At 72.2% G+C, this 22374-nt stretch carries 20 protein-coding genes and 3 pseudogenes; 11 read left to right on the top strand and 12 right to left on the bottom strand.

The features are described from left to right. Nucleotides 1-588, bottom strand: a complete 588-nt coding sequence (locus IE109_RS23730; protein WP_189553078.1) for a dihydrofolate reductase family protein — start codon at nt 586-588, stop codon at nt 1-3. A 114-nt stretch (nt 589-702) separates the two neighbouring features. On the opposite strand from IE109_RS23730, the gene IE109_RS23725 reads away from it, so the two are divergent. Further along, nucleotides 703-1284, top strand: coding sequence for a TetR/AcrR family transcriptional regulator (locus tag IE109_RS23725; protein WP_189553076.1), 582 nt, complete (start codon nt 703-705; stop codon nt 1282-1284). Between the two features lie 283 nt (nt 1285-1567). Here the strand turns inward: IE109_RS23725 and IE109_RS23720 are convergent, their stop codons facing one another. After that, a complete protein-coding gene (locus tag IE109_RS23720; protein WP_373297760.1) occupies nt 1568-2620 on the bottom strand; it encodes a family 2 encapsulin nanocompartment cargo protein polyprenyl transferase in 1053 nt (350 codons plus the stop codon). A 271-nt stretch (nt 2621-2891) separates the two neighbouring features. Further along, nucleotides 2892-4307, bottom strand: coding sequence for a family 2B encapsulin nanocompartment shell protein (locus IE109_RS23715; RefSeq protein ID WP_189553283.1), 1416 nt, complete (start codon nt 4305-4307; stop codon nt 2892-2894). Nucleotides 4308-4558: 251 nt separating this feature from the next. Between IE109_RS23715 and IE109_RS23710 the strand changes: the two genes are divergently transcribed. Then, entirely contained in the window at nt 4559-5149 is a 591-nt protein-coding gene (locus tag IE109_RS23710; RefSeq protein WP_189553072.1) for an N-acetylmuramoyl-L-alanine amidase, read from the top strand. A 10-nt stretch (nt 5150-5159) separates the two neighbouring features. Further along, nucleotides 5160-6083: a 1-aminocyclopropane-1-carboxylate deaminase/D-cysteine desulfhydrase gene (locus tag IE109_RS23705; RefSeq protein WP_189553070.1), complete on the top strand. Its 924-nt coding sequence runs from the start codon at nt 5160-5162 to the stop codon at nt 6081-6083. Here the strand turns inward: IE109_RS23705 and IE109_RS23700 are convergent. After that, nucleotides 6059-7657 carry a Na+/H+ antiporter gene (locus IE109_RS23700; RefSeq protein WP_189553068.1) on the bottom strand — a complete coding sequence of 533 codons (1599 nt, stop codon included), beginning with the start codon at nt 7655-7657 and terminating at the stop codon, nt 6059-6061. The two genes, IE109_RS23705 and IE109_RS23700, sit on opposite strands and share 25 nt — an antisense overlap. Nucleotides 7658-7755: 98 nt before the next feature. On the opposite strand from IE109_RS23700, the gene IE109_RS23695 reads away from it, so the two are divergent. From IE109_RS23695 to IE109_RS23685, 3 genes and pseudogenes are all read left to right on the top strand, one after another. Further along, on the top strand, nt 7756-8016 hold the full coding sequence (locus IE109_RS23695; RefSeq protein ID WP_189553067.1) for a UBP-type zinc finger domain-containing protein: 261 nt from the start codon (nt 7756-7758) through the stop codon (nt 8014-8016). A gap of 240 nt (nt 8017-8256) precedes the next feature. Beyond that, nucleotides 8257-8670 (top strand): ATP-binding protein, encoded by a 414-nt coding sequence (locus tag IE109_RS23690; protein WP_073754203.1) that lies wholly within the window; start codon nt 8257-8259, stop codon nt 8668-8670. 17 nt (nt 8671-8687) lie between these two features. Beyond that, nucleotides 8688-9575, top strand: a pseudogene (locus IE109_RS23685) (RNA polymerase sigma factor SigF); the annotation flags it as partial. A 209-nt stretch (nt 9576-9784) separates the two neighbouring features. Here the strand turns inward: IE109_RS23685 and IE109_RS23680 are convergent. After that, entirely contained in the window at nt 9785-10216 is a 432-nt protein-coding gene (locus IE109_RS23680) for a hypothetical protein (RefSeq protein ID WP_189553065.1), read from the bottom strand. A gap of 101 nt (nt 10217-10317) precedes the next feature. Here IE109_RS23680 and IE109_RS23675 point away from each other — a divergent pair, with 101 nt between their 5' ends. Next, nucleotides 10318-11286 (top strand): diacylglycerol/lipid kinase family protein, encoded by a 969-nt coding sequence (locus IE109_RS23675; protein WP_189553063.1) that lies wholly within the window; start codon nt 10318-10320, stop codon nt 11284-11286. A 318-nt stretch (nt 11287-11604) separates the two neighbouring features. Beyond that, nucleotides 11605-11862: a WhiB family transcriptional regulator gene (locus tag IE109_RS23670; protein ID WP_003953983.1), complete on the top strand. Its 258-nt coding sequence runs from the start codon at nt 11605-11607 to the stop codon at nt 11860-11862. 163 nt (nt 11863-12025) lie between these two features. On the opposite strand, the gene IE109_RS23665 is transcribed toward IE109_RS23670, so the two are convergent. Both IE109_RS23665 and IE109_RS23660 read right to left on the bottom strand, forming a co-directional pair. Next, nucleotides 12026-13495: a sensor histidine kinase gene (locus tag IE109_RS23665; protein WP_189553281.1), complete on the bottom strand. Its 1470-nt coding sequence runs from the start codon at nt 13493-13495 to the stop codon at nt 12026-12028. Nucleotides 13496-13806: 311 nt separating this feature from the next. Further along, nucleotides 13807-13914: pseudogene (locus IE109_RS23660) on the bottom strand (TetR/AcrR family transcriptional regulator); the annotation flags it as partial. A 2-nt stretch (nt 13915-13916) separates the two neighbouring features. On the opposite strand from IE109_RS23660, the pseudogene IE109_RS33310 reads away from it, so the two are divergent. Continuing rightward, a pseudogene (locus IE109_RS33310) lies at nt 13917-14193 on the top strand (SDR family oxidoreductase); the annotation flags it as partial. A 12-nt stretch (nt 14194-14205) separates the two neighbouring features. On the opposite strand, the gene IE109_RS23655 reads toward IE109_RS33310, so the two are convergent. Further along, entirely contained in the window at nt 14206-15255 is a 1050-nt protein-coding gene (locus IE109_RS23655; protein WP_189553061.1) for an SIS domain-containing protein, read from the bottom strand. 103 nt (nt 15256-15358) lie between these two features. On the opposite strand from IE109_RS23655, the gene nagB reads away from it, so the two are divergent. After that, nucleotides 15359-16144 (top strand): glucosamine-6-phosphate deaminase, encoded by a 786-nt coding sequence (nagB, locus tag IE109_RS23650; protein WP_189553279.1) that lies wholly within the window; start codon nt 15359-15361, stop codon nt 16142-16144. Between the two features lie 113 nt (nt 16145-16257). Here nagB and IE109_RS23645 read toward each other — a convergent pair whose 3' ends face one another. The 4 genes from IE109_RS23645 to IE109_RS23630 form a co-directional block, all read right to left on the bottom strand. Then, nucleotides 16258-17799: a glycoside hydrolase family 3 protein gene (locus tag IE109_RS23645; protein ID WP_189553060.1), complete on the bottom strand. Its 1542-nt coding sequence runs from the start codon at nt 17797-17799 to the stop codon at nt 16258-16260. An 8-nt stretch (nt 17800-17807) separates the two neighbouring features. After that, entirely contained in the window at nt 17808-18626 is an 819-nt protein-coding gene (locus IE109_RS23640; RefSeq protein ID WP_189553278.1) for a carbohydrate ABC transporter permease, read from the bottom strand. A 56-nt stretch (nt 18627-18682) separates the two neighbouring features. Further along, entirely contained in the window at nt 18683-19705 is a 1023-nt protein-coding gene (locus IE109_RS23635) for a carbohydrate ABC transporter permease (RefSeq protein WP_189553058.1), read from the bottom strand. Nucleotides 19706-19932: 227 nt separating this feature from the next. Next, the gene (locus tag IE109_RS23630; RefSeq protein WP_189553056.1) at nt 19933-21219 is read right to left on the bottom strand and encodes an extracellular solute-binding protein; all 1287 of its coding nucleotides are present in this window, start codon (nt 21217-21219) and stop codon (nt 19933-19935) included. 294 nt (nt 21220-21513) lie between these two features. On the opposite strand from IE109_RS23630, the gene IE109_RS23625 reads away from it, so the two are divergent. After that, nucleotides 21514-22278, top strand: a complete 765-nt coding sequence (locus tag IE109_RS23625; protein ID WP_064068516.1) for a GntR family transcriptional regulator — start codon at nt 21514-21516, stop codon at nt 22276-22278. Nucleotides 22279-22374: the final 96 nt, after the last annotated feature.

The raw sequence follows: 22374 nt of genomic DNA, 5'->3' as shown, positions 1-22374 counted from the left end.
TCACCGCTTGCGGGTGTACCAGCGGACCACGACGCCGTTGTCGAAGGACCGCACCGCGTCCAGGGCGAAGTCGGACACGGAGAAGTCGCGGCCGCCGAACATCGGCATGCCCGCGCCGTACACCTGCGGATAGGTCTTGATCACCAGCTCGTCGACCTCGTCGAGCAGCTCGCCCGCGACGAGCGAGCCGCCGCAGAGCCAGATCCCCAGGTCGCCGTCCTCCGCCTTGAGTTCGCGGACCCGGCCGACGACGTCGTCGGAGACGATCTCCACGTGGGGGTGGGGGGAGCTCTCCAGGCTGCGCGAGACCACGATCTCCCGCAGGTGTCCGTAGGGGCTGGGAACACCGGCGTCCAGGCCCAGCTGATAGCTGCCGCGCCCCTGGATCACGGTGTCGAAGTGCCTGTTCTCCACATCGGCGATGCCCATCGCCTCCCGCCCCGGGCCGAAGATGGTGTCGGGGTACTCGGAGGAGAGCCAGGCCAGGTAGTCGTCCCCGACGAACTGGAACATCGAGGAGGCGTCACCGCCGGGATCGCCGATGAACCCGTCGATCGAGCACGCGACGAAGTAGGTGAGCTTGCGCATACGGATGTCCCCCGTGGTGTACCTGATGGAAGCCGTGACCGCGATGCGACCACGACGGATATAGTGCTCCAAACGTAGTGGTTGCGCAAGGGCATTTTTTCAGGAGGCCGCCGCATGGCGAGGAACCCGGAACGCAGAACGGCGCTGCTGGACGCCGCCATCGACGTCCTGGCGCGGGACGGTGCGCGCGGGCTGACCTTCCGGGCGGTGGACGCCGGGGCGGGGGTCCCGGCGGGCACGTCGTCCAACTACTTCGCCGACCGCGACGACCTGCTCACCCAGGCGGGGACGCGCATCCACGCGCGCATGGTGCCCGCGCCGGAGACGGTCGACGCGGCGATGCGGCCCGAGCCCAGCCGCGAGCTGGTGACCGAGCTGATGCGGTGGCTGGTACGGCGTATCGCGGAGGAACGCACCGGGTACCTCGCGATGCTGGAGCTCCGGCTGGAGGCCACCCGGCGGCCCGCCCTCCGGGCCGAGCTGACCCGGGCGGTCCGCGCCGACCTGGAGGAGAACGTCCGCTTCCACCAGGACGCGGGGCTGCCGGGCGACGCGGACACCGTGCTGGTGCTGTATCTGGCCATGACGGGCCTGCTGCTGGAGCACTTCACCCTGCCCGGGGTGGTGTCCGAGGAGGAGCTGGACCGGGTCGTGGAGACGGTGGTGAACGCGATCGTGCCCGCCGGCGTCCGGTAGCCGCGGGGCCCCGGGCGGGCACGAGCAGCGCACGCCCGGCGCCGTGGGCCGTCGCGCCGGTGCGCTGCCGTATCCGGTACGTCCGGGTACGGCCGCGCCGGCCGTCGCGGCGGACACCACCGGGCGGCGCCCCGACGGGGGCGGCGGGGCTACGGCGACGGGGCTACCGGGGTACGCCGGGGACGGGCCCCGGCCGGGGCGGGGCGCGCCCGGGACGGCGCGGGCCGACCGGCCCCGGCCCGGCGGGACACCGCGCGGGGCCCGGGTCGGCGGGTGCGGCGGCTCAGCGGGTGCGGCGGGTGACGAACTCCGCGAGGGCCAGCAGGTCACCGGCCGCCGTCAGGTCCGGCACCGCCCGCGACAGTTGCTGCACCGCCCGCGCCATCCGGTCCGCGGCCTCCGCCTGCGCCCAGTCACGCCCGCCCGCGCGCTCCACCGCGTCCGCCGCCCGCCGCACGCCGGCGGCGTCGAGGCCGGGCCGTCCGTACAGCTCCGCGAGCTCGGCGCCGGCGGGCGTGCCGGAGCCGAGGGCCGCCACCACGGGCAGCGACTTCTTGTGCGCGGCCAGGTCCGCCCCGGCGGGCTTGCCCGTGCGCTCCGGGTCGCCCCAGATGCCGATCAGGTCGTCGATCAGCTGGAACGCCAGGCCCGCCTCACGCCCGAACGCGTCCATCGCGGCGACCTCCTCCTCGCCGGCGCCCGCGTACAGCGCGCCCAGGGCGCAGGCGCAGCCGAGGAGCGCGCCCGTCTTGGCGGTGGCCATGGCGAGGCACTCGTCCAGCGACACCTCGTGCGGCCCCCGGGCCTCGAAGGCGCAGTCCGCCTGCTGGCCGGCGCACAGCTCGATCACGCAGGCGGCGAGCCGCGCGGAGGCCGCGGCCGCCGCCGGGTGCCGGTCCTCGGCGAGCAGCCGCAGCGCGAGGGCGAGCATGGCGTCCCCGGCGATCAGTGCGTCCGGCATGCCGAAGACGGTCCAGGCGGTGGGCCTGCTGCGGCGCGTGGGGTCCTCGTCGACGATGTCGTCGTGCAGGAGCGTGAAGTTGTGCGCGAGCTCCACGGCGGCGGCCGCCCGGACGGCGGTGTGCGGCTCGCCCCCGAGGGCCCGCGCGGCGGCGAGCACCAGTGCGGGCCGGATCGCCTTGCCGGCCTGCCCGGCGGTGGGCCTGCCGTCGGGGTCCTCCCAGCCGAAGTGGTACATCGCCACGCGCCGTATGGAGCCGGGCAGCGTCTCCACCGTGGCGCGCAACTGGGGGGTGACGACCGTCCGGGTCCGGTCGAGGAGCACCGCGGCCCCCCGGCTCTCGGCCGTCGCGGTATCCGTGCTGGTCACGATCACTTCCTTCGGGCAGCAGAACGCACAGCGAGCAGTAGGGGTACGCCGGCCCGCGCGGGCCCGGGAGCGGGGTTCGCCGACCCCGCGGGTCCTGAGCCGGCACGGGCCGGCCCCGCGCGGGTCCCGAACCGACACGGCTCGACGCCCGCGCAGGACCGGGACCGGAGTACGCCGGCCCCGCGCAGGACCGGGAGCGGGCGTGAGGCCGGGGCCGGACCCGCGCGGGTCCGGCCCCGCACCCGTACGGCGCCGGCGGGGGCGCCGCGGCCGGGCGTCAGTGCCAGCGGCCGACCTCCACGTTCTCCAGGACACCGAGCGCGTCCGGGACGAGGATGGCCGCCGAGTAGTACGCGGTGACCAGGTAGGAGATGATCGCCTGCTCGTTGATGCCCATGAACCGGACCGACAGGCTCGGCTCGATCTCGTCGGGGATGCCCGTCTGGTGCAGACCGATGACGCCCTGGTCCGCCTCGCCCGTACGCATGCAGAGGATGGAGGTCGTCCGGGCGTCGGAGATCGGGATCTTGTTGCACGGGAAGATCGGCACCCCGCGCCACGCCGGGATCTGGTGGCCCGCCACGTCGACCGAGCCGGGCACCAGGCCCCGCCTGTTGCATTCGCGGCCGAACGCGGCGATGGCGCGAGGGTGCGCGAGGAACAGCTTGTTGCCCCGGCGCCGGGAGAGCAGCTCGTCCATGTCGTCCGGGCCGGGCACGCCGTCGTGCGGCTGGAGGCGCTGGCCGTAGTCGCAGTTGGACAGCAGCCCGAACTCCGGGTTGTTGATGAGCTCGTGCTCCTGGCGCTCCCGCAACGCCTCGACGGTGAGCCGCAACTGCTGCTCGGTCTGATTCATCGGCTGGTTGTAGAGGTCGGCGACCCGGCTGTGGACCTTCAGCACGGTCTGCGCGACGCTCAGTTCGTACTCGCGCGGGCATGCCTCGTAGTCGACGTAGGTGTGCGGGACGACCGCCTCGCCCACGTGCCCCGCCGACAGGTCGATGGCCTTCTCGCCGTACTTGTTCGTGCGCTGGTGCGGCAGGGACGCCAGGGCGGCCAGGTGTCCGGCCAGCGACTCGGCGCGCTCCGCGAGGTTCGTCACGTCGGCGCGGGTGAGCTCCAGCACCGTGCAGGCGGTCGCGGCGCGGGCCGTCCAGTCCCAGGTGGCGTCGCGGTCGGTCAGGCAGCCGTCGCCGAAGTACGCGCCGTCGGCGAGGAAGCCGAGGACCGCCTCGTCCCCGTACGGGCCGGTGCCGACCTGCTCGACGCGGCCGTGCGCCAGCAGGAACACCCGGTCGGTGGGGGTGCCCGCCTCGGCGATCACCTCACCCGCCGCGAACTCCCGCTGCGCGCACCGCTGGGCCAGCTCCGCGAGCGCCGCGTCGTCCTCGTACGAGCGCAGGGCCGGCAGCTCCCGCAGCTCGTTCGGGATCACCGCGACCCGCGGGCCGGTCTGCACGAATGTCACGCGCCCGTCGCCCACCGAGTAGCTGAGCCGCCGGTTCACCCGGTAGGTACCACCCTGCACCTGCACCCACGGAAGCATCCGCAACAGCCACCGCGAGGTGATCTCCTGCATCTGCGGAACCGACTTGGTGGTGGTCGCCAGGTTCCGCGCGGCGGCGGTACCGAGACTCTGCTGCGGCGCCTCCTGCTCCGAACGGATCTCCTCGCCAACCGGACCAACCGACATGAACATCCCTCTCGATCATGGTCTGACCTTCTGAGGAAAAGCCTTTCAGCACGCAACGTGCCGGCGCCATTACACAAACGAGCGAGAATGGATCTCCACTCACTGGGCATGACTTGCGTTCCCCACGCCACTTCAGCCCCAGGAGCGATTGTCCGGATCGGCTCGCACGCCATCCGAACGGTGAGTCCGCCGCGCGCCGCTTCCGTACCCCACGGGTAGGACCCGCACAGGAACGAACCGAAGGAGGCGGCATGGCCCCACCCATGTCCGCGAACGGCTTTCTCGACGCGCTGCGCGACGAAGGCCTCACCGTCGTCGAGGTCGGCGACTGGCGCACCCACAACCGCGACCACAAGGGCCCCTGGGGGCCCGTCCACGGTGTGATGATCCACCACACCGTGACCCAGGGCCGGGACAACACCGTCCGCCTCTGCCGGGACGGCCGCCCCGGCCTGCCCGGCCCGCTCTGCCACGGCGTGATCACCAAGGACGGCCACGTCCACCTGGTCGGGTACGGTCGCGCCAACCACGCCGGCCAGGGCGACCGCGACGTACTGCGCGCGGTCATCGCCGAGAAGGCGCTGCCGCACGACAACCAGGCGAACGTCGACGGGAACACCCATTTCTACGGGTTCGAGTGCGAGAACCTCGGCAACGGCAAGGACCCGTGGCCCGAGGCGCAACTGCTGGCCATCGAGAAGGCCGCCGCCGCGATCTGCCGCCGGCACGGGTGGACCGCCCGCTCGGTCATCGGCCACCTGGAGTGGCAGCCGGGCAAGGTCGACCCGCGCGGCTTCTCCATGAAGACGATGCGGGCACGCGTCGCGGAACGGCTGAAGTGACAATGGCCGGGTGAACGCGCTCGCCCTCTCCTCCCTCGACCCGCTCCTCCCCTCCCCCCTGGAGCCGGTCGAGGACGAGCGCTTCACCCGGCACGGCGTGCGGCTGCTGCTCAAGCGCGACGACCTGATCCACCCGGACCTGCCGGGCAACAAGTGGCGCAAGCTCGCGCCGAACCTGGCCGCGGCGGCCGGGCGCCCGGTGCTCACCTTCGGCGGCGCCTACTCCAACCACCTGCGCGCCACGGCCGCCGCCGGACGCCTGCTGGGCTTCCCCACGACCGGGGTCGTACGCGGCGACGAGCTCGCCGGGCGGGCGCTGAACCCGTCCCTCGCCCGGTGCGCGGCGGACGGCATGCGGCTGCTGTTCGCGGACCGCGCCACGTACCGCGCCAAGGGCGAGCCGGAGGTGCTGGCGCGCCTGCTGCGTCACGCTCCCCCGGACACGTTCGTCGTCCCCGAGGGCGGCAGCAACGCCGAGGCGGTGCGCGGCTGCGCGGAGCTGGGGCGCGAGCTGCGCGACGGGGGTGTGGACGTGGCGGCGGTCGCCTGCGGGACGGGCGGCACGCTCGCCGGGCTGGCCGCCGGGCTGGGCGGCGGACGCCGGGCGGTCGGCGTGCCGGTCCTCAAGGGCGGCTTCCTGGGCGGGGAGATACGGGCGCTCCAGGAGGCGGCGTTCGGCGGCCCGGCAGGCGACTGGCGCCTGGACGAACGGTTCCACTTCGGCGGCTACGCCCGTACCGCGCCCGATCTGGAGGCGTTCGCCGAAGATTTCGAGGCACGGCATGGACTCGCCATCGAGCGCATATATGTCGCCAAATTGCTGTACGGGCTCGTCGCGCTGGCCGAGGAGGGCGCGTTCCCGGCCGGGACGACCCTCGCCGCGGTGATCACCGGGCGTCCGGACCCCGGTCAGCCGTCGGCGGCCTCCCGGTAGGCCGCCGCCTCCTCCAGGTCGAGCCGGCGCAGCAGGGTGCGCATCATCTCGTCGTCGATGCGGCGCTCGTCGCGCAGCCTCACGAACACCTCGCGCTCCGACTCGATCATCGCCCGCGCGAGCCTGCGGTAGGTGTCGTCCGCCGACTCCCCGGTGACCGGGTTGGCCGCGCCCAGCCGCTCCCACACGGCGTTGCGCCGCCGCTCCAGGACCGTGCGCAGCCGGTCGGCGAGCGGCTGGGGCAGGGCGTTGCGCTCGTCGGCGAGCAGTTCCTCCAGGCGCTGCTCGGCGGCCCGCGACGCCTCGCTCTGCGCCTGCGCCTCGGCCAGCGTCTCGGCCCGCGGGTCGCGGCCGGGCAGCTTCAGCGCCCGGATCAGCGGCGGCAGGGTCAGGCCCTGCACCACCAGGGTGCCGATCACCGTGGTGAACGTCAGGAACAGCACCAGGTTCCGCGCCGGGAACGCCTCGCCCGCGCCGGCCACCGGGATCGAGAAGGCGATCGCCAGCGACACGACGCCCCGCATCCCCGCCCAGCCCACGATCACCGGCGAGGCCAGGCCCACGCCCGGCTCCCGCTCCCGCACCCGGCGCGACAGCGCCCGCGGCAGGTAGGTGGCCGGGAGGACCCAGACGAACCGGACGACGACCACCGCGACGAACACCCCGGCCGCGTACAGGATGGCCTCGCCGGTCCCGTACGTACCGAGCTCCCGCACCACGTGGGGCAGCTGGAGCCCGATCAGCGCGAAGACCGACGTCTCCAGCACGAAGGCGACCATCTTCCACACGGCCTCCTCCTGGAGGCGGGTGGCGAAGTCGACCTGCCAGGAGCGGTGCCCCAGGTACAGGGCGACCACGACGACCGCGAGGACACCGGAGGCGTGGACGCGCTCGGCCGCCGCGTAGGCGACGAACGGGATGAGCAGCGACAGGGTGTTCTGGAGCAGCGGTTCGCGCAGCGAGCGGCGCAGCCAGTGGATGGGCACCATCAGCACCAGGCCGACGCCGATCCCGCCGAGCGCCGCGACCGCGAACTCGGCGAGCCCGCCGGCCCAGCCGATCCCTTCACCGACCGCCGCGGCGAGCGCCACCTTGTACGCGGTGATCGCGGTCGCGTCGTTCACCAGCGACTCTCCCTGGAGGATCGTGGTGATCCGGCCGGGCAGCCCGAGGCGCCGGGCGATGGCGGTGGCGGCCACCGCGTCCGGCGGCGCGATCACCGCTCCCAGCACCAGGGCGGCGGTCAGCGGCAGGTCCGGCACCATCAGGTGGGCGAGGTACCCGACGGCGAGCGTCGCGAAGAGCACATAGCCGACCGACAGCAGCGCGACCGGCCGCAGATTGGCCCGCAGGTCCAGGTAGGAGGACTCCAGCGCGGCCGTGTGGAGCAGCGGCGGCAGCACCAGCGGCAGCACGATGTGCGGGTCCAGGGTGTAGTCCGGCACCCCCGGTACGTAGGAGGCGGCCAGCCCGGCCGCCACCAGGAGCAGCGGTGCCGGTACGGGCGTCCTGCGGGCCGCCCCCGCGATGACGGCGCTCACCGCCACCAACGCCACCAATGACAGTGCGTCCATCGTCTCCCCACTCCGCGTGGAACCGGTCCGGGGCGCTCACCGCCCCGCTGCCTCGGCCCGGGTGCGCCACCGGGACGGCACCTCGTAACCTGGCCATCATGCGCGAGTGCCTGCACCTGGCCGAACTGCCACAGCCCGAGCCCGCCCCGCTCTCGGAGACCTGCCCGGAGTGCGCGGCCGACGGGACCCACCCCGTACAGCTGCGGCTGTGCCTGCGGTGCGGGCACGTCGGGTGCTGCGACTCCTCCGTGGGACAGCACGCCACGAAGCACTTCAAGGACACCGGGCACCCGGTGATGCGGACCTTCGAGCCCGGGGAGAACTGGCGTTGGTGCTTCGTGGACGGTTCGATCGTGTGAGGTCTGGGTACGTCAACCCTCCGCCGGTTTCTCGCGATTGGGCCCCGCAGACCTCTAGCCACTGAGCGTACCCATGTGCTTACCATGAGTGACAGGCGCCGGAAGAGGGGTCCCGGCGACACGGCACCACCTATCGCGATAGCGTCACGGCGGACTGCGCATACCTGCGTACCGCACGGTTCCGCGGAGGATCAGCCCTCCCGGAGCCCCGAAAGAGCTTGTGCCACCTTGGAGGTGAGGGTGTCCCAGATCGCAGGCGAGCCCGGGACCCAGGACTTCGTGGAAGTCCGGCTGCCCGCTGCGGGTGCCTACCTGTCCGTGCTGCGTACGGCCACGGCCGGCCTGGCGGCGCGTTTGGACTTCACCCTCGATGAGATCGAGGACCTGCGCATCGCCGTCGACGAGGCGTGCGCGATCCTGCTCCAGCAAGCGGTGCCCGGCTCGGTCCTGAGCTGCGTGTTCCGTCTCATCGACGACTCCCTGGACGTCACGGTCTCGGCGCCCACCACCGACGGCAGGGCCCCGGAGCGCGACACGTTCGCCTGGACGGTGCTCTCGGCACTGGCCGGCAAGGTCGACTCGTCCGTCGCCGACGACCGGACGGTCTCCATCAGCCTGTACAAACAGCGCGGCGCGGGACCCGGGCCGGCGTGAGGAACGGGGACGGTCCGGTGCGAGACGAGGAGCGCGGCCCGCGGGCACTGAGCTCGATCCCGGAACAGCAGGCGCGGCCGCACCCGGTGGACGGTCTTTTGGATGAGCGGGCGGACCGGATGAACGAGCAGCAGCACCACCATCACCACGATCCGAACGACCGCAGTGGCGCGAAGGCACTGTTCATCCAGTTGCGCACGCTGCCCGACGGTTCGCCGGAGCGGGCCGAGCTGCGCAACCGGCTGGTGCGGATGCACCTGCCGCTGGTCGAGCACCTCGCGCGCCGTTTCCGCAACCGCGGGGAGCCGCTGGACGACCTGACACAGGTCGCCACCATCGGTCTGATCAAGTCCGTCGACCGCTTCGACCCCGACCGGGGCGTGGAGTTCTCCACGTACGCGACCCCCACGGTCGTCGGCGAGATCAAGCGCCATTTCCGTGACAAGGGCTGGGCGGTGCGGGTGCCCCGCCGCCTCCAGGAGCTGCGCCTCTCCCTGACCACGGCCACCGCCGAGCTCTCCCAGCTGCACGGCCGCTCCCCGACCGTGCACGAGCTCGCCGAGCGCCTCGGCATCTCGGAGGAGGAGGTCCTGGAGGGCCTGGAGTCGGCCAACGCGTACTCCACGCTGTCGCTGGACGTCCCGGACACGGACGACGAGTCCCCGGCGGTCGCCGACACGCTCGGCGCGGAGGACGAGGCGCTGGAGGGCGTCGAGTACCGCGAGTCCCTCAAGCCGTTGCTGGAGGACCTGCCGCCGCGCGAGAAGCGCATCCTGCTGCTGCGCTTCTTCGGGAACATGACCCAGTCGCAGATCGCCCAGGAGGTCGGCATCTCGCAGATGCACGTCTCGCGCCTGCTGGCCCGCACGCTGGCGCAGCTGCGCGAGAAGCTCCTCGTGGAGGAGTTGAACCGGACACCCGGGCCGGCGGACACCCGGGCCCGGCACCGGGCCGGTGGGCATCGGAGTCGTGGGCATCGGAGTCCCGGGCCCCCGGCCCGCGCAGCCCGCACTCGCCGGCCCGTGCTCCCGTGACCCGCGCGCCGACGGGCCCCGGGGCCTCCCGGCGTCAGGCCCTCCGGTCCTCGGGCGCCGGGCCCCTTCGGCTCCGGCCCTCAGGCCCGCCCGCGTACGCCCAGGGCCGTCGCGGTCGCCGGGTGCAACAGCAGGACGAGCCCCGTCACGGCGGCGGCGGCCAGGACGATGCCGGCCGGAACCGCCGCGCCGGACGCCCGCAGGAGCGTCCAGGCCACGGGCAGGGCCATCAGCTGCGTGATGATCGCTGGGCCCCGGCTCCAGCTGCGGCGGCGCAGCAGCCCGCGCGCGGCCAGCAGCGGGATGAGACCCAGCGCGACGAGAGTGACGCCGCCGGTCATGGCCTGAGTCAGGTCGTCGGGCCGGCCCGTGAGACTCGTCACCAGCAGGTAGACACCGCCGGCGATCAGGGCGAGCGCCTCCAGTCCGGCCACCGCCGCGGCGGCGGTCAGCCTCGCCGGGCGCGGGGCGGAAGGGGAGGGGGTGGCGGGTGTCTGCTCCGTACTGCTCACCCCGGCAGCGTAACCGCCGGGCGGCCGGCGGGGGCGTCCAGCCCGTGGACGGAGCGGGGAGCCGCTGGGCCCGGTACCGCGCGGTAGGTAACCTGGCGGGCATGCGCGCACTCCTCGTGGTCAATCCGGCAGCCACCACCACCAGTGCGCGCACCCGTGACGTGCTGATCCACGCGCTGGCCAGCGAGATGAAGCTGGAGGCCGTCACGACCGGGTACCGGGGCCACGCCCGTGACCTGGCCCGGCGGGCCGCCGAGTCCGAGGACGTCGAGCTCGTGGTGGCCCTCGGGGGTGACGGCACCGTCAACGAGGTCGTCAACGGTCTGCTGCACCGGGGCCCCGACCCCGACCGGCTCCCGCACCTCGCGGTCGTGCCGGGCGGGTCCACCAATGTCTTCGCCCGCGCGCTCGGCCTGCCGAACGACGCCGTGGAGGCGACGGGCGCGCTGCTGGACGCGCTGCGCGAGAAGCGCGACCGGACCGTGGGCCTGGGCCTCGCGGCGGGTACGCCCGGCACGGAGGACGAGTCGGTTCCGGCCCGGTGGTTCACGTTCTGTGCCGGTTTCGGGTTCGACGCGGGGGTGATCGGCCGGGTCGAACAGCAGCGCGAGCGCGGGAAGAGATCGACGCACGCGCTGTACATCCGCCAGGCCGTCCGCCAGTTCCTGGGCGAGCCGCGCCGGGGCCGGGGGGCGATCACGCTGGAGCGCCCGGGTCACGACCCGGTCCACGACCTCTCGCTGTCGATAGTCTGCAACACCTCCCCCTGGACCTACCTGGGCAATCGCCCGGTGTACGCGTCCCCGGGGGCTTCCTTCGACACCGCGCTGGACGTGCTCGCGCTCAGCCGGCTGACGACCGCTTCGGTGGCCCGCGCGGCGACCCAGTTGCTGACCTCCAGCCCGGAGCGCGGCCCCCACGGCAAGCACGCCGTCTCCCTGCACGACCTGACGGACTTCGCCTTGCATTCGAAGGTGCCGCTCCCCTTCCAGATGGACGGAGACCACCTCGGTCTGCGCAGCAGCGTGACGTTCACAGGCGTTCGTCGTGCACTGCGTGTGATTGTGTGAGTGGAAGGGCCCTTGGTCCTTTATCTCGAACGTATGGGCCAGGGTCCACCCCATAGAAGTACGGCTGTGACCTAGCCGACACCGAGGAATCAAAAAAAACTTTCCAGAAGGGGTTGTATCCGCCGCCGAGGTTTGCGAATCTCTACATGGCGATCGGGACGGCCCGCAAGACCGGCCTCCAGTGAGAGCCAGAACCCCTCCTCAAATCCAGGACCACACCAGTTCATCTGGCGTTCGGCCCTTCACTTGTTGAGGGATTCGTGAAAGCGTTCACATTCACAAGCAACGTGCATGCAACACCAAGGAGAGGTAGCAGCCATGGACTGGCGTCACAACGCCGTTTGTCGTGAGGAAGACCCCGAGCTGTTCTTCCCCATCGGCAACACCGGTCCTGCGCTGCTGCAGATCGAGGAAGCCAAGGCTGTCTGCCGACGCTGCCCCGTCATGGAGCAGTGCCTGCAGTGGGCGCTCGAGTCCGGCCAGGACTCCGGCGTCTGGGGTGGCCTCAGCGAGGACGAGCGTCGCGCCATGAAGCGCCGCGCCGCCCGCAACCGGGCGCGTAACGCCAGCGCCTGAGCGACGCCACCCGCTACGAGCCAGAGCCAGGCGGCGCGTACAGCGAGTACGCACTGACCCGCCTCCCGAGCCGCAGCGCGCAGCAGTAACCCCAAGCGTTCGAGCCCCGGACCGTCTTCCACGGTCCGGGGCTCGCTGCTGTGCCCGCGTCCCCGCGCCGCGGTCACTTCTGCGCGCGTACGGGGACGTCGAGCACCACACGCGTGCCGCGCCCCGGAGCGGGCTGCATGTCGAACGTGCCGCCCAACTCCCCCTCCACCAGCGTCCGCACGATCTGCAGCCCGAGGTTGCCGGCCCGCTGGGGGTCGAAGCCCTCGGGAAGTCCCCGGCCGTCGTCCTGGACGGTGATCAGCAGCCGGGCGTCGTCGGCGCGGGTGCCCCCGCGCACCGCCGACACCTCCACGGTGCCCTGCTCGGCCGGGCCGAAGGCGTGCTCCAGGGCGTTCTGGAGGATTTCGGTGAGCACCATCGACAGCGGTGTGGCGACCTCGGCGTCGAGGATGCCGAAGCGGCCGTTGCGGCGGCAGACGACCTTGCCGGGCGAGATCTCGGCGACCATCGAGATCACCCGGTCGGCGATCTCGTCGAACTCGACGCGCTCGTCCAGGTTCTGAGAGAGCGTCTCGTGCACGATGGCGATCGAGCCGACGCGGCGCACGGCCTCGTCGAGCGCCTCGCGGCCCCGGTCGGAGTCCATCCGGCGGGCCTGGAGGCGCAACAGGGCGGCGACGGTCTGGAGGTTGTTCTTCACCCGGTGGTGGATCTCCCGGATGGTGGCGTCCTTGGTGATCAACTCGCGCTCGCGGCGACGCAGTTCCGTGACGTCCCGCAGCAGGACCAGGGAACCGATCCGGGTGCCCTTGGGCTTGAGCGGGATGGCGCGCAGCTGGATGACGCCGCCGTTGCCCTCGACCTCCGCCTCGCGGGGTGCGTACCCGCTGGCCAGCTTGACCAGGGCCTCGTCCACGGGGCCCCGGGAGGGGGCCAGTTCGGCGGTGATCTGGCCGAGGTGCTGGCCGACCAGGTCGGCGGCGAGGCCCAGGCGGTGGTAGGCGGAGAGGGCGTTGGGCGAGGCGTACTGGACGACACCGTCCGCGTCGAGGCGGATCAGTCCGTCACCGGCGCGCGGTGAGGCGTCCATGTCGACTTGTTGACCGGGGAAGGGGAAGGAGCCGGCCGCGATCATCTGCGCCAGGTCGGAGGCGGACTGGAGGTAGGTCAGCTCCAGCCGGCTGGGGGTGCGCACGGTGAGCAGGTTGGTGTTGCGGGCGATCACTCCCAGTACACGGCCCTCGCGGCGTACGGGGATGGACTCGACGCGCACCGGCACCTCCTCGCGCCACTCCGGGTCGCCCTCGCGCACGATCCGGCCCTCGTCGAGGGCGGCGTCGAGCAGCGGGCGGCGGCCCCGCGGCACGAGGTGGCCGACCATGTCGTCCTGGTAGGAGGTGGGGCCGGTGTTGGGCCGCATCTGGGCGACGGAGACGTACCGGGTGCCGTCGAGGGTGGGCACCCACAGCACCAGGTCGGCGAAGGAGAGGTCGGAGAGCAGCTGCCACTCCGAGACCAGCAGGTGGAGCCACTCGAGGTCGGACTCACTCAGAGCGGTGTGCTGGCGTACGAGGTCGTTCATGGAGGGCACAGGTGCGAGCGTACCCGCGCTCCCGCACCTGGTGTTCTGCCGGTGGGTGAGGGAGTATGGGCGATGGATTATCGATCGCAGACCGATGGACAGACCAGATTGGTCTAGTCCACAATGCCACAAGTGAAGCCTCCGCCCTCCCCGCACAGGAGGGCGGATCGAGGTACCCGGCGCTCTCTGCCCTGACTGCGCCGAGTCCTCCCCACGGCCGCGGGACCGCACACCCGACGGCCGGGCAAACTCCGGGCTGCGGTGCCGGACGGGTTGAGGGTCCCGTCCTGGCGCCGCGGCCCGCGGGTGCGTCAGGGGGCGGGTGCCGCCGCCCGGGACCCGGGCCACGCCCGCATGGCCGCTTCGGCCACCGCCTCCAGCTCCTCCCTGATCGCGCCGTCGCGCGCCTGCTGGGACACGCAAGGGCGCGCTGGACCTGTTCACGTCCTACCTCCAGAAGGTGCTCGGATCCCGGGGCATCACCGTCAACACCGTGGCGCCCGGCATCGTCGGCACGGACATCAACGCGCGGGCTGGCTGCGCGGGAGCGACGAGGCATGGGCGCGGGCGGAGGCGTTCTCCGCGCTGGGGAAGGTGGGCACCCCGTCGGACATCGCGGACGTGGTGTCCCTGGCGTCCGACGGCGCGCGAGCGGTGACGGGCGCTGGATCGACGCGACGAACGGCTCCTTGCCGTAGGCGGGGCGGTGGTCAGCGCGTCTCGGTGACCTTGGCGAGGGCGCGGGGGGCGTCGGGGTCCTGGCCGCGGGCGATGGTGACCTCATGGGCGAGGAGCTGGAGCGGCAGGATCTCCAGGATCGGCTGGAGCTCCTCCGGGAGGCCCTCGGTGGGCAGGACGAAACCGGCGGACGCGGCCTCGACCTGGGGACGCGGACCGATCACCACGAGGTCCGCGCCCCGGCCGCGCAGGCGGTCGAGGACGGGCTGGAGCGCGGTGCCGCCCCTGCCGTCGGGGACGACCGCGATGACCGGCGAGATGTTGTCCACCATGGCGAGCGGGCCGTGCAGCAGGTCCGCCCCCGAATAGGCGAGGGCGGGGATGTAGCTGGTCTCCATCATCTTCAGCGCGGCTTCCTTGGCCGTGGGATAGCCGTAGCCGCGCGAGGTGATCACCATGCGCTCGGCGAAGCGGTAGCGGCCGGCCAGGGCGCGGACCTCCGGGCGGCGGTCGAGGACCTCGGCCGCCAGGTCGGGTACGGCGCGGGCGGCGGTGCCGCCGCCGTCGCCGCGCAGGCCCTCGACGAACAGGTACAGGGCGAGCAGCGAGGCGGTGTACGTCTTGGTCGCGGGCAGGGCCTTCTCGGGACCGGCGAGGATGTCGATGTGGTGCTCGGACACCGCCGCGAGCGGCGAGTCCGCGTTGTTGGTGACGGCGAGGGTGACCGCCCCCGCCTCGCGGGCGGCCTCGGTGGAGGCGACGAGGTCGGGCGAACCGCCGGACTGGCTGACCGTGACGACCAGGACGTCGGTCAGGTCCGGCTTCGCCCCGTAGGCCGTCGTGGTCGACATGGACGTCAGCCCGCAGGGCAGACCGAGCCGGATCTCCAGCAGGTACTTGGCGTACAGGGCGGCGTTGTCGGACGTGCCGCGCGCCGTGAGCAGGACGAAGCGGGGCCGGCGGGCGGCGACGGCCCGCGCGACGGCGCCGATCGCGGGCGCGCCCTGTTCCAGGACGCGGCGCAGCACCCGGGGCTGCTCCGCCATCTCGCCCGACATGATCCGGCCCGGCCGATCGCTCATGTGCTCCAGTCGAGCACGGGCGCCGGAGAACCCGCCAGTCGGCGGGGCCATTCTGCTAGATTGGTCTATACCACACATGTTCTCTGAGATCGGCAGGCCCAGCGTGGAAGTTGTCATCGTCCAGGACGCCAAGGCAGGCGGCGAGCTCATCGCCGAGGGCATCGCCGGCCTTCTCCGCCGCAAGCCCGACGCGCTGCTCGGCGTGGCCACCGGCTCCACCCCGCTGCCCATCTACGAAGCGCTGACCGCCAGGGTCGCCGCGGGCGACGTGGATGTCTCCCGCGCCCGGATCGCCCAGCTGGACGAGTACGTCGGGCTGCCCGCCGGGCACCCCGAGTCGTACCGGTCCACCGTGCTGCGCCAGGTCGTCGAGCCGCTGGGGCTCCGCCCCGACGCCTTCCTGGGCCCCGACGGCTCCGCCGAGGACGTCCAGGCGGCGTGCGAGGCGTACGACGCGGCGCTTGCCGAGGCGGGCGGCGTGGACCTCCAGATCCTCGGCATCGGCACCGACGGGCACATCGGCTTCAACGAACCGTGCTCCTCGCTCGCCTCGCGCACCCGCATCAAGACGCTGACCGAGCAGACCCGCGTCGACAACGCGCGGTTCTTCGGCGGGGACATCGACCAGGTGCCCCACCACGTGATCACCCAGGGCATCGGCACCATCCTGGAAGCCCGCCACCTGGTCCTCCTCGCCACCGGCGAGGGCAAGGCCGAGGCGGTGGCGCAGACCGTCGAGGGTCCGGTCGCCGCCCTCGTGCCGGCCTCCGCGCTCCAGCTGCACCCGCACGCCACGGTGGTCGTCGACGAGGCCGCCGCCTCCAAGCTGAAGCTCGCCGACTACTTCCGCCACACCTACGCCAACAAGCCCGCCTGGCAGGGGCTGTAGGGCCCGGCCCCGGCGCGGGGGTCCGGCGCGGGGCCCCCGCACCGCGCGGGTCCCGGCACGGCGAAGGGGCCCGGTTCCGTCTTCCGGAACCGGGCCCCTTCGCGTACGCCCGCTCAGACCGCGCCCACGACGACCTCCGCCGCCGCGATCCCGCACACCCGCGCCGCCCCGTGCGTGGCGACGTGCAGCGCCCCCCGGGCGGGGGCCTGGTTCACGCCCATCTCGACGACCACCGTGTCGGGGCGGGCCGCCAGCAGGCCGTCCAGCGCGCCCGCCATCCACGGGTGGCGGTGCGTGTCCCGGACGACCGCGACGATCCGCCGCTCCCCCGCGTCCCGCAGCACCCGCTCCACGGCCGCGTCGGAGGCGTACGTCCCGGAAAGGGTGCCCGGCATCAGGCGCGCCAGCTCGGCCCCGACGCCCCACGGGGTCTCGTCACCGACGGCGATGTTGGTCGCCGGGGCGAAGGCGGCGACGTAGGCGGGCGCGGTGAGCGGCTCGCCCTCCCCGGTGACGCGCAGCGCGCGGCGCGCGGCCACCAGGCCGATGCCGGTGCCGGGCGCGGCCCCTCCTCGTGGCTGCGGGGCGAGCCCCGCCTCCGAAGCCGCGCCCGGCACCGCCGCCGCCCCGCCGGCCCGGTGCGCCCGGGTCCACGACGCGAGCGCCCGCACCCGGGCCGCCGCGTCGGCCAGCCGCTCCTCGGGCAGCTCGCCGGTCCGTACCGCGTCGACCAGCGCGTCGCGCAGGCGCAGGACGATCTCCTCGTCCGCCAGGCCGCCACCGACGCAGATGGCGTCGGCGCCCGCCGCCAGCGCGAGGACGGAGCCGCGCTCGATGCCGTACGTCGAGGCGATGGCCTGCATCTCCATGCCATCGGTGACGATCAGGCCCTCGTAGCCCAACTCCTGGCGCAGCAGGCCGGTGAGGATGCGCGGGCTCAGGGTCGCCGGGCGGTCCGGGTCGAGCGCGGGGAGCAGGATGTGCGCGCTCATCACCGACTTGGAGCCGGCCTCGATGGCGGCGCGGAACGGCACCAGCTCACGGGCGTGCAGTGTGGCGAGGTCCACGTCGATGCGGGGCATCGCCAGGTGCGAGTCGACGTTGGTGTCGCCGTGCCCGGGGAAGTGCTTGGTGCACGCGACGACCCCGACGGACTGCAGGCCCTCGATGTACGCCACGGTGTGGCGGGCGGCCAGCCACGGGTCGGCGCCGAAGGACCGTACGCCGATGACGGGGTTGGCCGGGTCGGAGTTGACGTCCGCGGACGGCGCCCAGTTGAAGTCGACGCCGCACGCGGCGAGCCGGCGGCCGAGCTCCGCGGCCACCTCCCGGGTCAGTCCGGTGTCGTCGACCGTGCCCAGGGCGAGGTTGCCGGGGAAGGAGGAGCCGGTGCGCGCCTCCAGGCGGGTGACGTCGCCGCCCTCCTCGTCGATGGCCACGAGGACGTCCTCCCGCTCGGCGCGCAGCCGGGCGGTCAGCGCCGCCAGCTGGCCGGCCGAGGCGATGTTGCGCCCGAACAGGCCGACGGAGGAGAGCCCTTCGCCGATGCGCCGCAGCAGCCAGTCGGGCGGCGTGGTGCCGGTGAAGCCGGGCTGGAGGACGGTGAGCGCGTCCCTGACGAGGGTCGGGGAGGCGCCGCGTACGAGGGTCGTCATGGGTGCCGTTATCCCTTCACTGCGCCGGCGGTCATGCCGCCGACGGCCCGGCGCTGGAGGAAGAGGAACACGATGAGGACGGGCAGCGCGAAGAGCGAGGAGGCGGCCATGGTGGCGCCCCAGTCGCTGCCGAAGGCCGTCTGGAACTGTGTCAGCCACAGGGGCAGGGTCTGCGCGGTCTTGTCCTTGTTGAGGATCAGGACCATGGCGAACTCGTTCCAGGCGGTGATGAAGCCGAAGAGCGAGGTCGACATCAGACCGGGCGCGAGCAGCGGGAAGATCACCTTGCGGAAGGCCTGGCCGCGGGTGCAGCCGTCGATCTGGGCGGCCTCCTCCAGCTCCACCGGGACGGCGGCGATGAAGCCGCGCAGGGTCCAGATGGTGAAGGGCAGCACCATCACGAAGTAGATGGCGGTCAGCAGCGGGATGCTGTTCAGCATGTCGCCGTCCCGGGCGATCATGTACATCACGATGACCATGACCTCCCAGGGGGCCATCTGCGCCATCATCACGCCGAGGACCAGGCCCTTGCGGCCGCGGAACCTCATCCGGGCGATGGCGAAGCTCGCCGCCAGGGCGACGACCAGGGCGAGGAGCACCGCGCCGACGGTGACGGTGAGGCTGTTGCCCACGTACGTCCAGAACAGGTCGACGCCCGTGGCGGTCGGGTAGTTCTCGAACGTCGGCGTGAAGAGGAACACCGGGTCCTTGGTGAGGATCTCCGACTGCGGCTTCAGCGAGGAGCTGAACATCCAGTAGACGGGGAAGACGAACACCACGGCGAGGACGAGGGCGGCGAGGTTCTTGGCGACCGTCCCGGGGCGCAGCGGCTTCCTCCGGCGGAGGACCTGCGGGGCCGGGGCGGGGGTGGTGGCGGTGGTGCTCACTGCTCCTCCTCCTGCTTCAGGATCAGGCGGAAGTAGAAGGACATGGCCGCGATCAGCATCGCGATGGTCAGCACGGAGATGGCGGCGGCGAGGCCGTAGTGGGCCTGGCCCTGGCCCTCGATGTAGGCGAAGACGGGGAGGGTCTCGGACGAGCGGTCGGGGCCGCCGAAGTTCATGGCGTACACCTGGGCGAAGACCTTGAAGACCCAAATGATCTCCAGGAACGTGGTGATCAGGAAGAAGGACCGCAGGTTGGGGAAGACCACGGACCAGAAGGTCCGCCAGCCGTTCGCGCCGTCCATCCTGGCCGCCTCGTACAGCTCGGTGCCGACGGTGGTGAGACCGGCGTACATGTTGAGCGCGACGAAGGGGATCGAGCCCCAGACCACCAGGACGGTGACGATGACGAGGGTGGAGAAGCCGGTCTCGAACCAGTTGTGCTGCTCGTAGCCGGAGAAGCCGAGCGAGCGCATCAGCCAGTTGACGACGCCGAACTGCTCGTCGAACAGCCACCGGAAGACGGTGACGGAGGCGACGATGGGCATGGCCCAGGCGAGCATCAGCGACAGCGACAGGACCAGCCGCATCTTCTTGCCGAGCCGGTTGAGCAGCAGGCCGACCAGGGTGCCGATGACCATGATGAGGACGACGTTGGCGGCCGTGAAGACGACGCTGCGGAGCACCACGGTCCAGAACGCGGAGTCGCCCAGCAGTTCCGTGTAGTTCTCGACGCCGATCCACTCGGGCTTACGGGTGATCAGTTCCTTCCGGTTGACCTGCTGGAAGGAGAGGATCACATTGCGGATCAGCGGGTAGAGGAGCAGCACCGCCATGGACAGGATGGCGGGCGCGACCAGCAGGTAGGGCAGCACCCCGTGGGGCAGGGAGCGTCTGCCGCGAGGAGGCTGGAGGACGTGCTTCGAGCCGGACGGGGGTGGCGGGGTCTTCGGCGTCCCTGCCGCGCTCCCGGGCGCGTCCTGGGGAGCGGCGCTCACCGCTCCCGGGGAGTCCACGGTCATGGTCTTCTTCCTCGCGGTTCTGTGCTGACCGGGTCATGGGCCCGGTGGGACGACCGGCACGAAGTCGACGGTCGTCCCACCGGGCGGCTGTGGCCGGCCGCGGCCGGCCCCGCGGGCCGGTGTCGGCCGGGCGGCGGCGGGGCGGGCGGCGGGCCGCTCGCAGCGGGCCGACCCCGGCGGTCCGCCCCGTCGGGGGCGCCCGCCGACGGCCGGCCTCGGCTGTTCGGCTACTGCTGGTTGACGCGCTCGGTGATCACCTTGTCGGCCGCCTCGCCGGCCTTCTTGGCGTCCTCACCCTTGAGCACCTTGGTCATGTAGTCCTTGATCGGGTTGGGCGCGGTCTCGACGTTCGCCCAGCCCGGGGTGACCGGGGTGATCTTGCCGACGGGCGCGGCCTTGGCCATGGCCTCCGCGAACGAGCCGGCGGCGGGCTTGAACTGCGCCGCGTCGTTGTTGGGGAGCAGCGCGCCCTGGGTGGCCTCGGCGTACTTGGCCATGTGCTCCTTGCCGGCGGCCAGGGCCAGCCACTCCTTGGCGAGGTCCTTGTTGGGCGAGCGCTCGGACACCGCGAGGTTCGAGCCGCCGAAGAAGACGGATCCGGGCTTGTCGGCGGTCTTGCCCGGGATCGGGAAGTAGCCGAAGTCGGCGGTCTTGCCGGCCTTCTTCATCGCGTCGATCGCGCCGCCGGCCTCCCAGCCGAGACCGATCCAGGACGCGACGCCGCCCTTGGGGACGATGTCGGTGGACTGCTGGGGGGTGGCCTCGTCCTTGTCCTTCGGAGCGGTCGAGTACGACTGCAGCTCCTGGTAGAAGTTCATGGCGGCCACGGCCTCCGGGGAGGACAGGTTGCCCTTCCACTTGTCGCCGTCCTTGACGGCGAGGTCGCCGCCCTCGTCCCACACGAAGCCGGCGTAGACGTACCAGCTCTGGCCGGGCAGGTAGATGGGCTGGGTCTTGGCGTCGGACGCCTTGAGCTTCTTGAGGCCGTCGATCCACTCGGCGCGCGTCTTCGGCGGGGTGACCCCGGCCTTCTTGAAGGCGGCCTTGTCGTAGACGACGACGCGGTTGGCGGCGTACCAGGGGGCGGAGTAGAGCTTCCCGTCCAGCTCGTTGGAGGCGAGCATGCCCTTGTTCCAGCCGTCGGCGCCGAGCTTGGCCTTGTCCTCGGTGAGGTCCGCGAGGCCGCCCGTGGCGGCGTAGCCGGCGGTCTGGGTGTTACCGAGCTCCAGGACGTCCGGCGGGGTGTCCTCGGAGAGGGCGGTGGTGACCTTCTCCTGGATGCCGTTCCACTGCTGGATCTCGACCTTGACCTTGACGCCCTTGTGCTTGGCCTCGAACTCCTTGTTGACGTTCTTGATCCAGGCGTCCGGAGCCGAGCCGTCCATCACCCATACGGTGAGGGTCTTGTCGCCACCGGCGTCGGCGCCGCCCCCCTTGCCGTCGTCCGAGCCACACGCGGCAATACCGACCATCATGCCCGCGACGCCTATCGCCGCGATGAGCTTGCGCTTCACGCCACCCTCCTCAGGGATGCCTGCAAACCCTGCCCCCACCGCGAAGCCATACCGGTGTACTGCCCGTGCTGCCCGTGGGACTGGGACCTGGTCTTTAATGGTTTAGACCAGTAACCGGGAGCTTGGCCTAGACCTTTAGGGGTGTCAAGGGTGTATAAGAAGGGCAGTCGGGTCCGTTACCGGACCGACACCTGAGGGAGGGCGACGACCTGTGACCGGTCCGTGCCACCATGTGAGCCGCAATAGACGGAGGAGCCGGTGACGGCAACAGCACAGGAGTCGGGAAGGCGGGCCATGGCCACGGATGGGGGCGGCACCGAGACCGAGGGCGGGGCAGCCACCCGCACCGCGCGCGTGCCCAAGTACTACCGCCTCAAGCGGCACCTGCTGGACATGACGGAGACCATGCCGCCGGGCACGCCGGTCCCGCCGGAGCGCACGCTCGCCGCCGAGTTCGACACCTCCCGCACGACCGTGCGGCAGGCACTCCAGGAACTCGTCGTCGAGGGGCGCCTGGAGCGCATCCAGGGCAAGGGCACGTTCGTCGCGAAGCCGAAGGTCTCGCAGGCGCTCCAGCTCACCTCGTACACCGAGGACATGCGCGCCCAGGGCCTGGAGCCGACGTCGCAGCTGCTGGACATCGGGTACGTGACGGCGGACGACACCCTCGCCGGGCTGCTCGACATCTCGCCCGGGGGGCGGGTGCTGCGCATCGAGCGGCTCCGGCTGGCGAGCGGCGAGCCGATGGCCATCGAGACGACGCACCTGTCGGCCAAGCGCTTCCCGGCGCTGCGGCGTTCGCTGGTCAAGTACACCTCGCTCTACACGGCCCTCGCGGAGGTGTACGACGTCCACCTCGCCGAGGCCGAGGAGACGATCGAGACCTCCCTCGCGACGCCCCGCGAGGCCGGCCTGCTCGGCACCGACGTGGGCCTGCCGATGCTGATGCTCTCCCGGCACTCGCTGGACGGGAACGGCGAGCCGGTGGAGTGGGTGCGCTCGGTGTACCGGGGCGACCGGTACAAGTTCGTGGCGCGGCTCAAGCGCCCCAACGGCTGAGGTTTCGGCCCGGCCGGCGCCGGGCAGAGCCGGGCCCCGCCGCGCCAGGCGTCCCAAAGCGTTGCCGTACCGATATGCGGACGGGGGGTGACGCTG

The organism is Streptomyces lavendofoliae (assembly GCF_014649735.1).
Taxonomy (GTDB): domain Bacteria; phylum Actinomycetota; class Actinomycetes; order Streptomycetales; family Streptomycetaceae; genus Streptomyces; species Streptomyces lavendofoliae.
The sequence above is the reverse complement of the archived record's forward strand: the minus strand, read 5'-3'. Positions and strand labels throughout refer to the sequence as shown.

Excerpts from the sequence above, each read along its gene's own strand:
- IE109_RS23715 (WP_189553283.1), bottom strand. The coding sequence starts at position 4,307 with ATGTCGGTTGGTCCGGTTGGCGAGGAGATCCGTTCGGAGCAGGAGGCG.
- IE109_RS23655 (WP_189553061.1), bottom strand. The coding sequence starts at position 15,255 with ATGAGCGATCGGCCGGGCCGGATCATGTCGGGCGAGATGGCGGAGCAG.
- IE109_RS23675 (WP_189553063.1), top strand. The coding sequence starts at position 10,318 with ATGCGCGCACTCCTCGTGGTCAATCCGGCAGCCACCACCACCAGTGCG.
- IE109_RS23695 (WP_189553067.1), top strand. The coding sequence starts at position 7,756 with ATGCGCGAGTGCCTGCACCTGGCCGAACTGCCACAGCCCGAGCCCGCC.
- IE109_RS23725 (WP_189553076.1), top strand. The coding sequence starts at position 703 with ATGGCGAGGAACCCGGAACGCAGAACGGCGCTGCTGGACGCCGCCATC.
- IE109_RS23645 (WP_189553060.1), bottom strand. The coding sequence starts at position 17,799 with ATGACGACCCTCGTACGCGGCGCCTCCCCGACCCTCGTCAGGGACGCG.
- IE109_RS23670 (WP_003953983.1), top strand. The coding sequence starts at position 11,605 with ATGGACTGGCGTCACAACGCCGTTTGTCGTGAGGAAGACCCCGAGCTG.
- IE109_RS23665 (WP_189553281.1), bottom strand. The coding sequence starts at position 13,495 with ATGAACGACCTCGTACGCCAGCACACCGCTCTGAGTGAGTCCGACCTC.
- IE109_RS23700 (WP_189553068.1), bottom strand. The coding sequence starts at position 7,657 with ATGGACGCACTGTCATTGGTGGCGTTGGTGGCGGTGAGCGCCGTCATC.
- IE109_RS23730 (WP_189553078.1), bottom strand. The coding sequence starts at position 588 with ATGCGCAAGCTCACCTACTTCGTCGCGTGCTCGATCGACGGGTTCATC.
- IE109_RS23710 (WP_189553072.1), top strand. The coding sequence starts at position 4,559 with ATGGCCCCACCCATGTCCGCGAACGGCTTTCTCGACGCGCTGCGCGAC.
- IE109_RS23625 (WP_064068516.1), top strand. The coding sequence starts at position 21,514 with ATGGCCACGGATGGGGGCGGCACCGAGACCGAGGGCGGGGCAGCCACC.
- IE109_RS23635 (WP_189553058.1), bottom strand. The coding sequence starts at position 19,705 with ATGACCGTGGACTCCCCGGGAGCGGTGAGCGCCGCTCCCCAGGACGCG.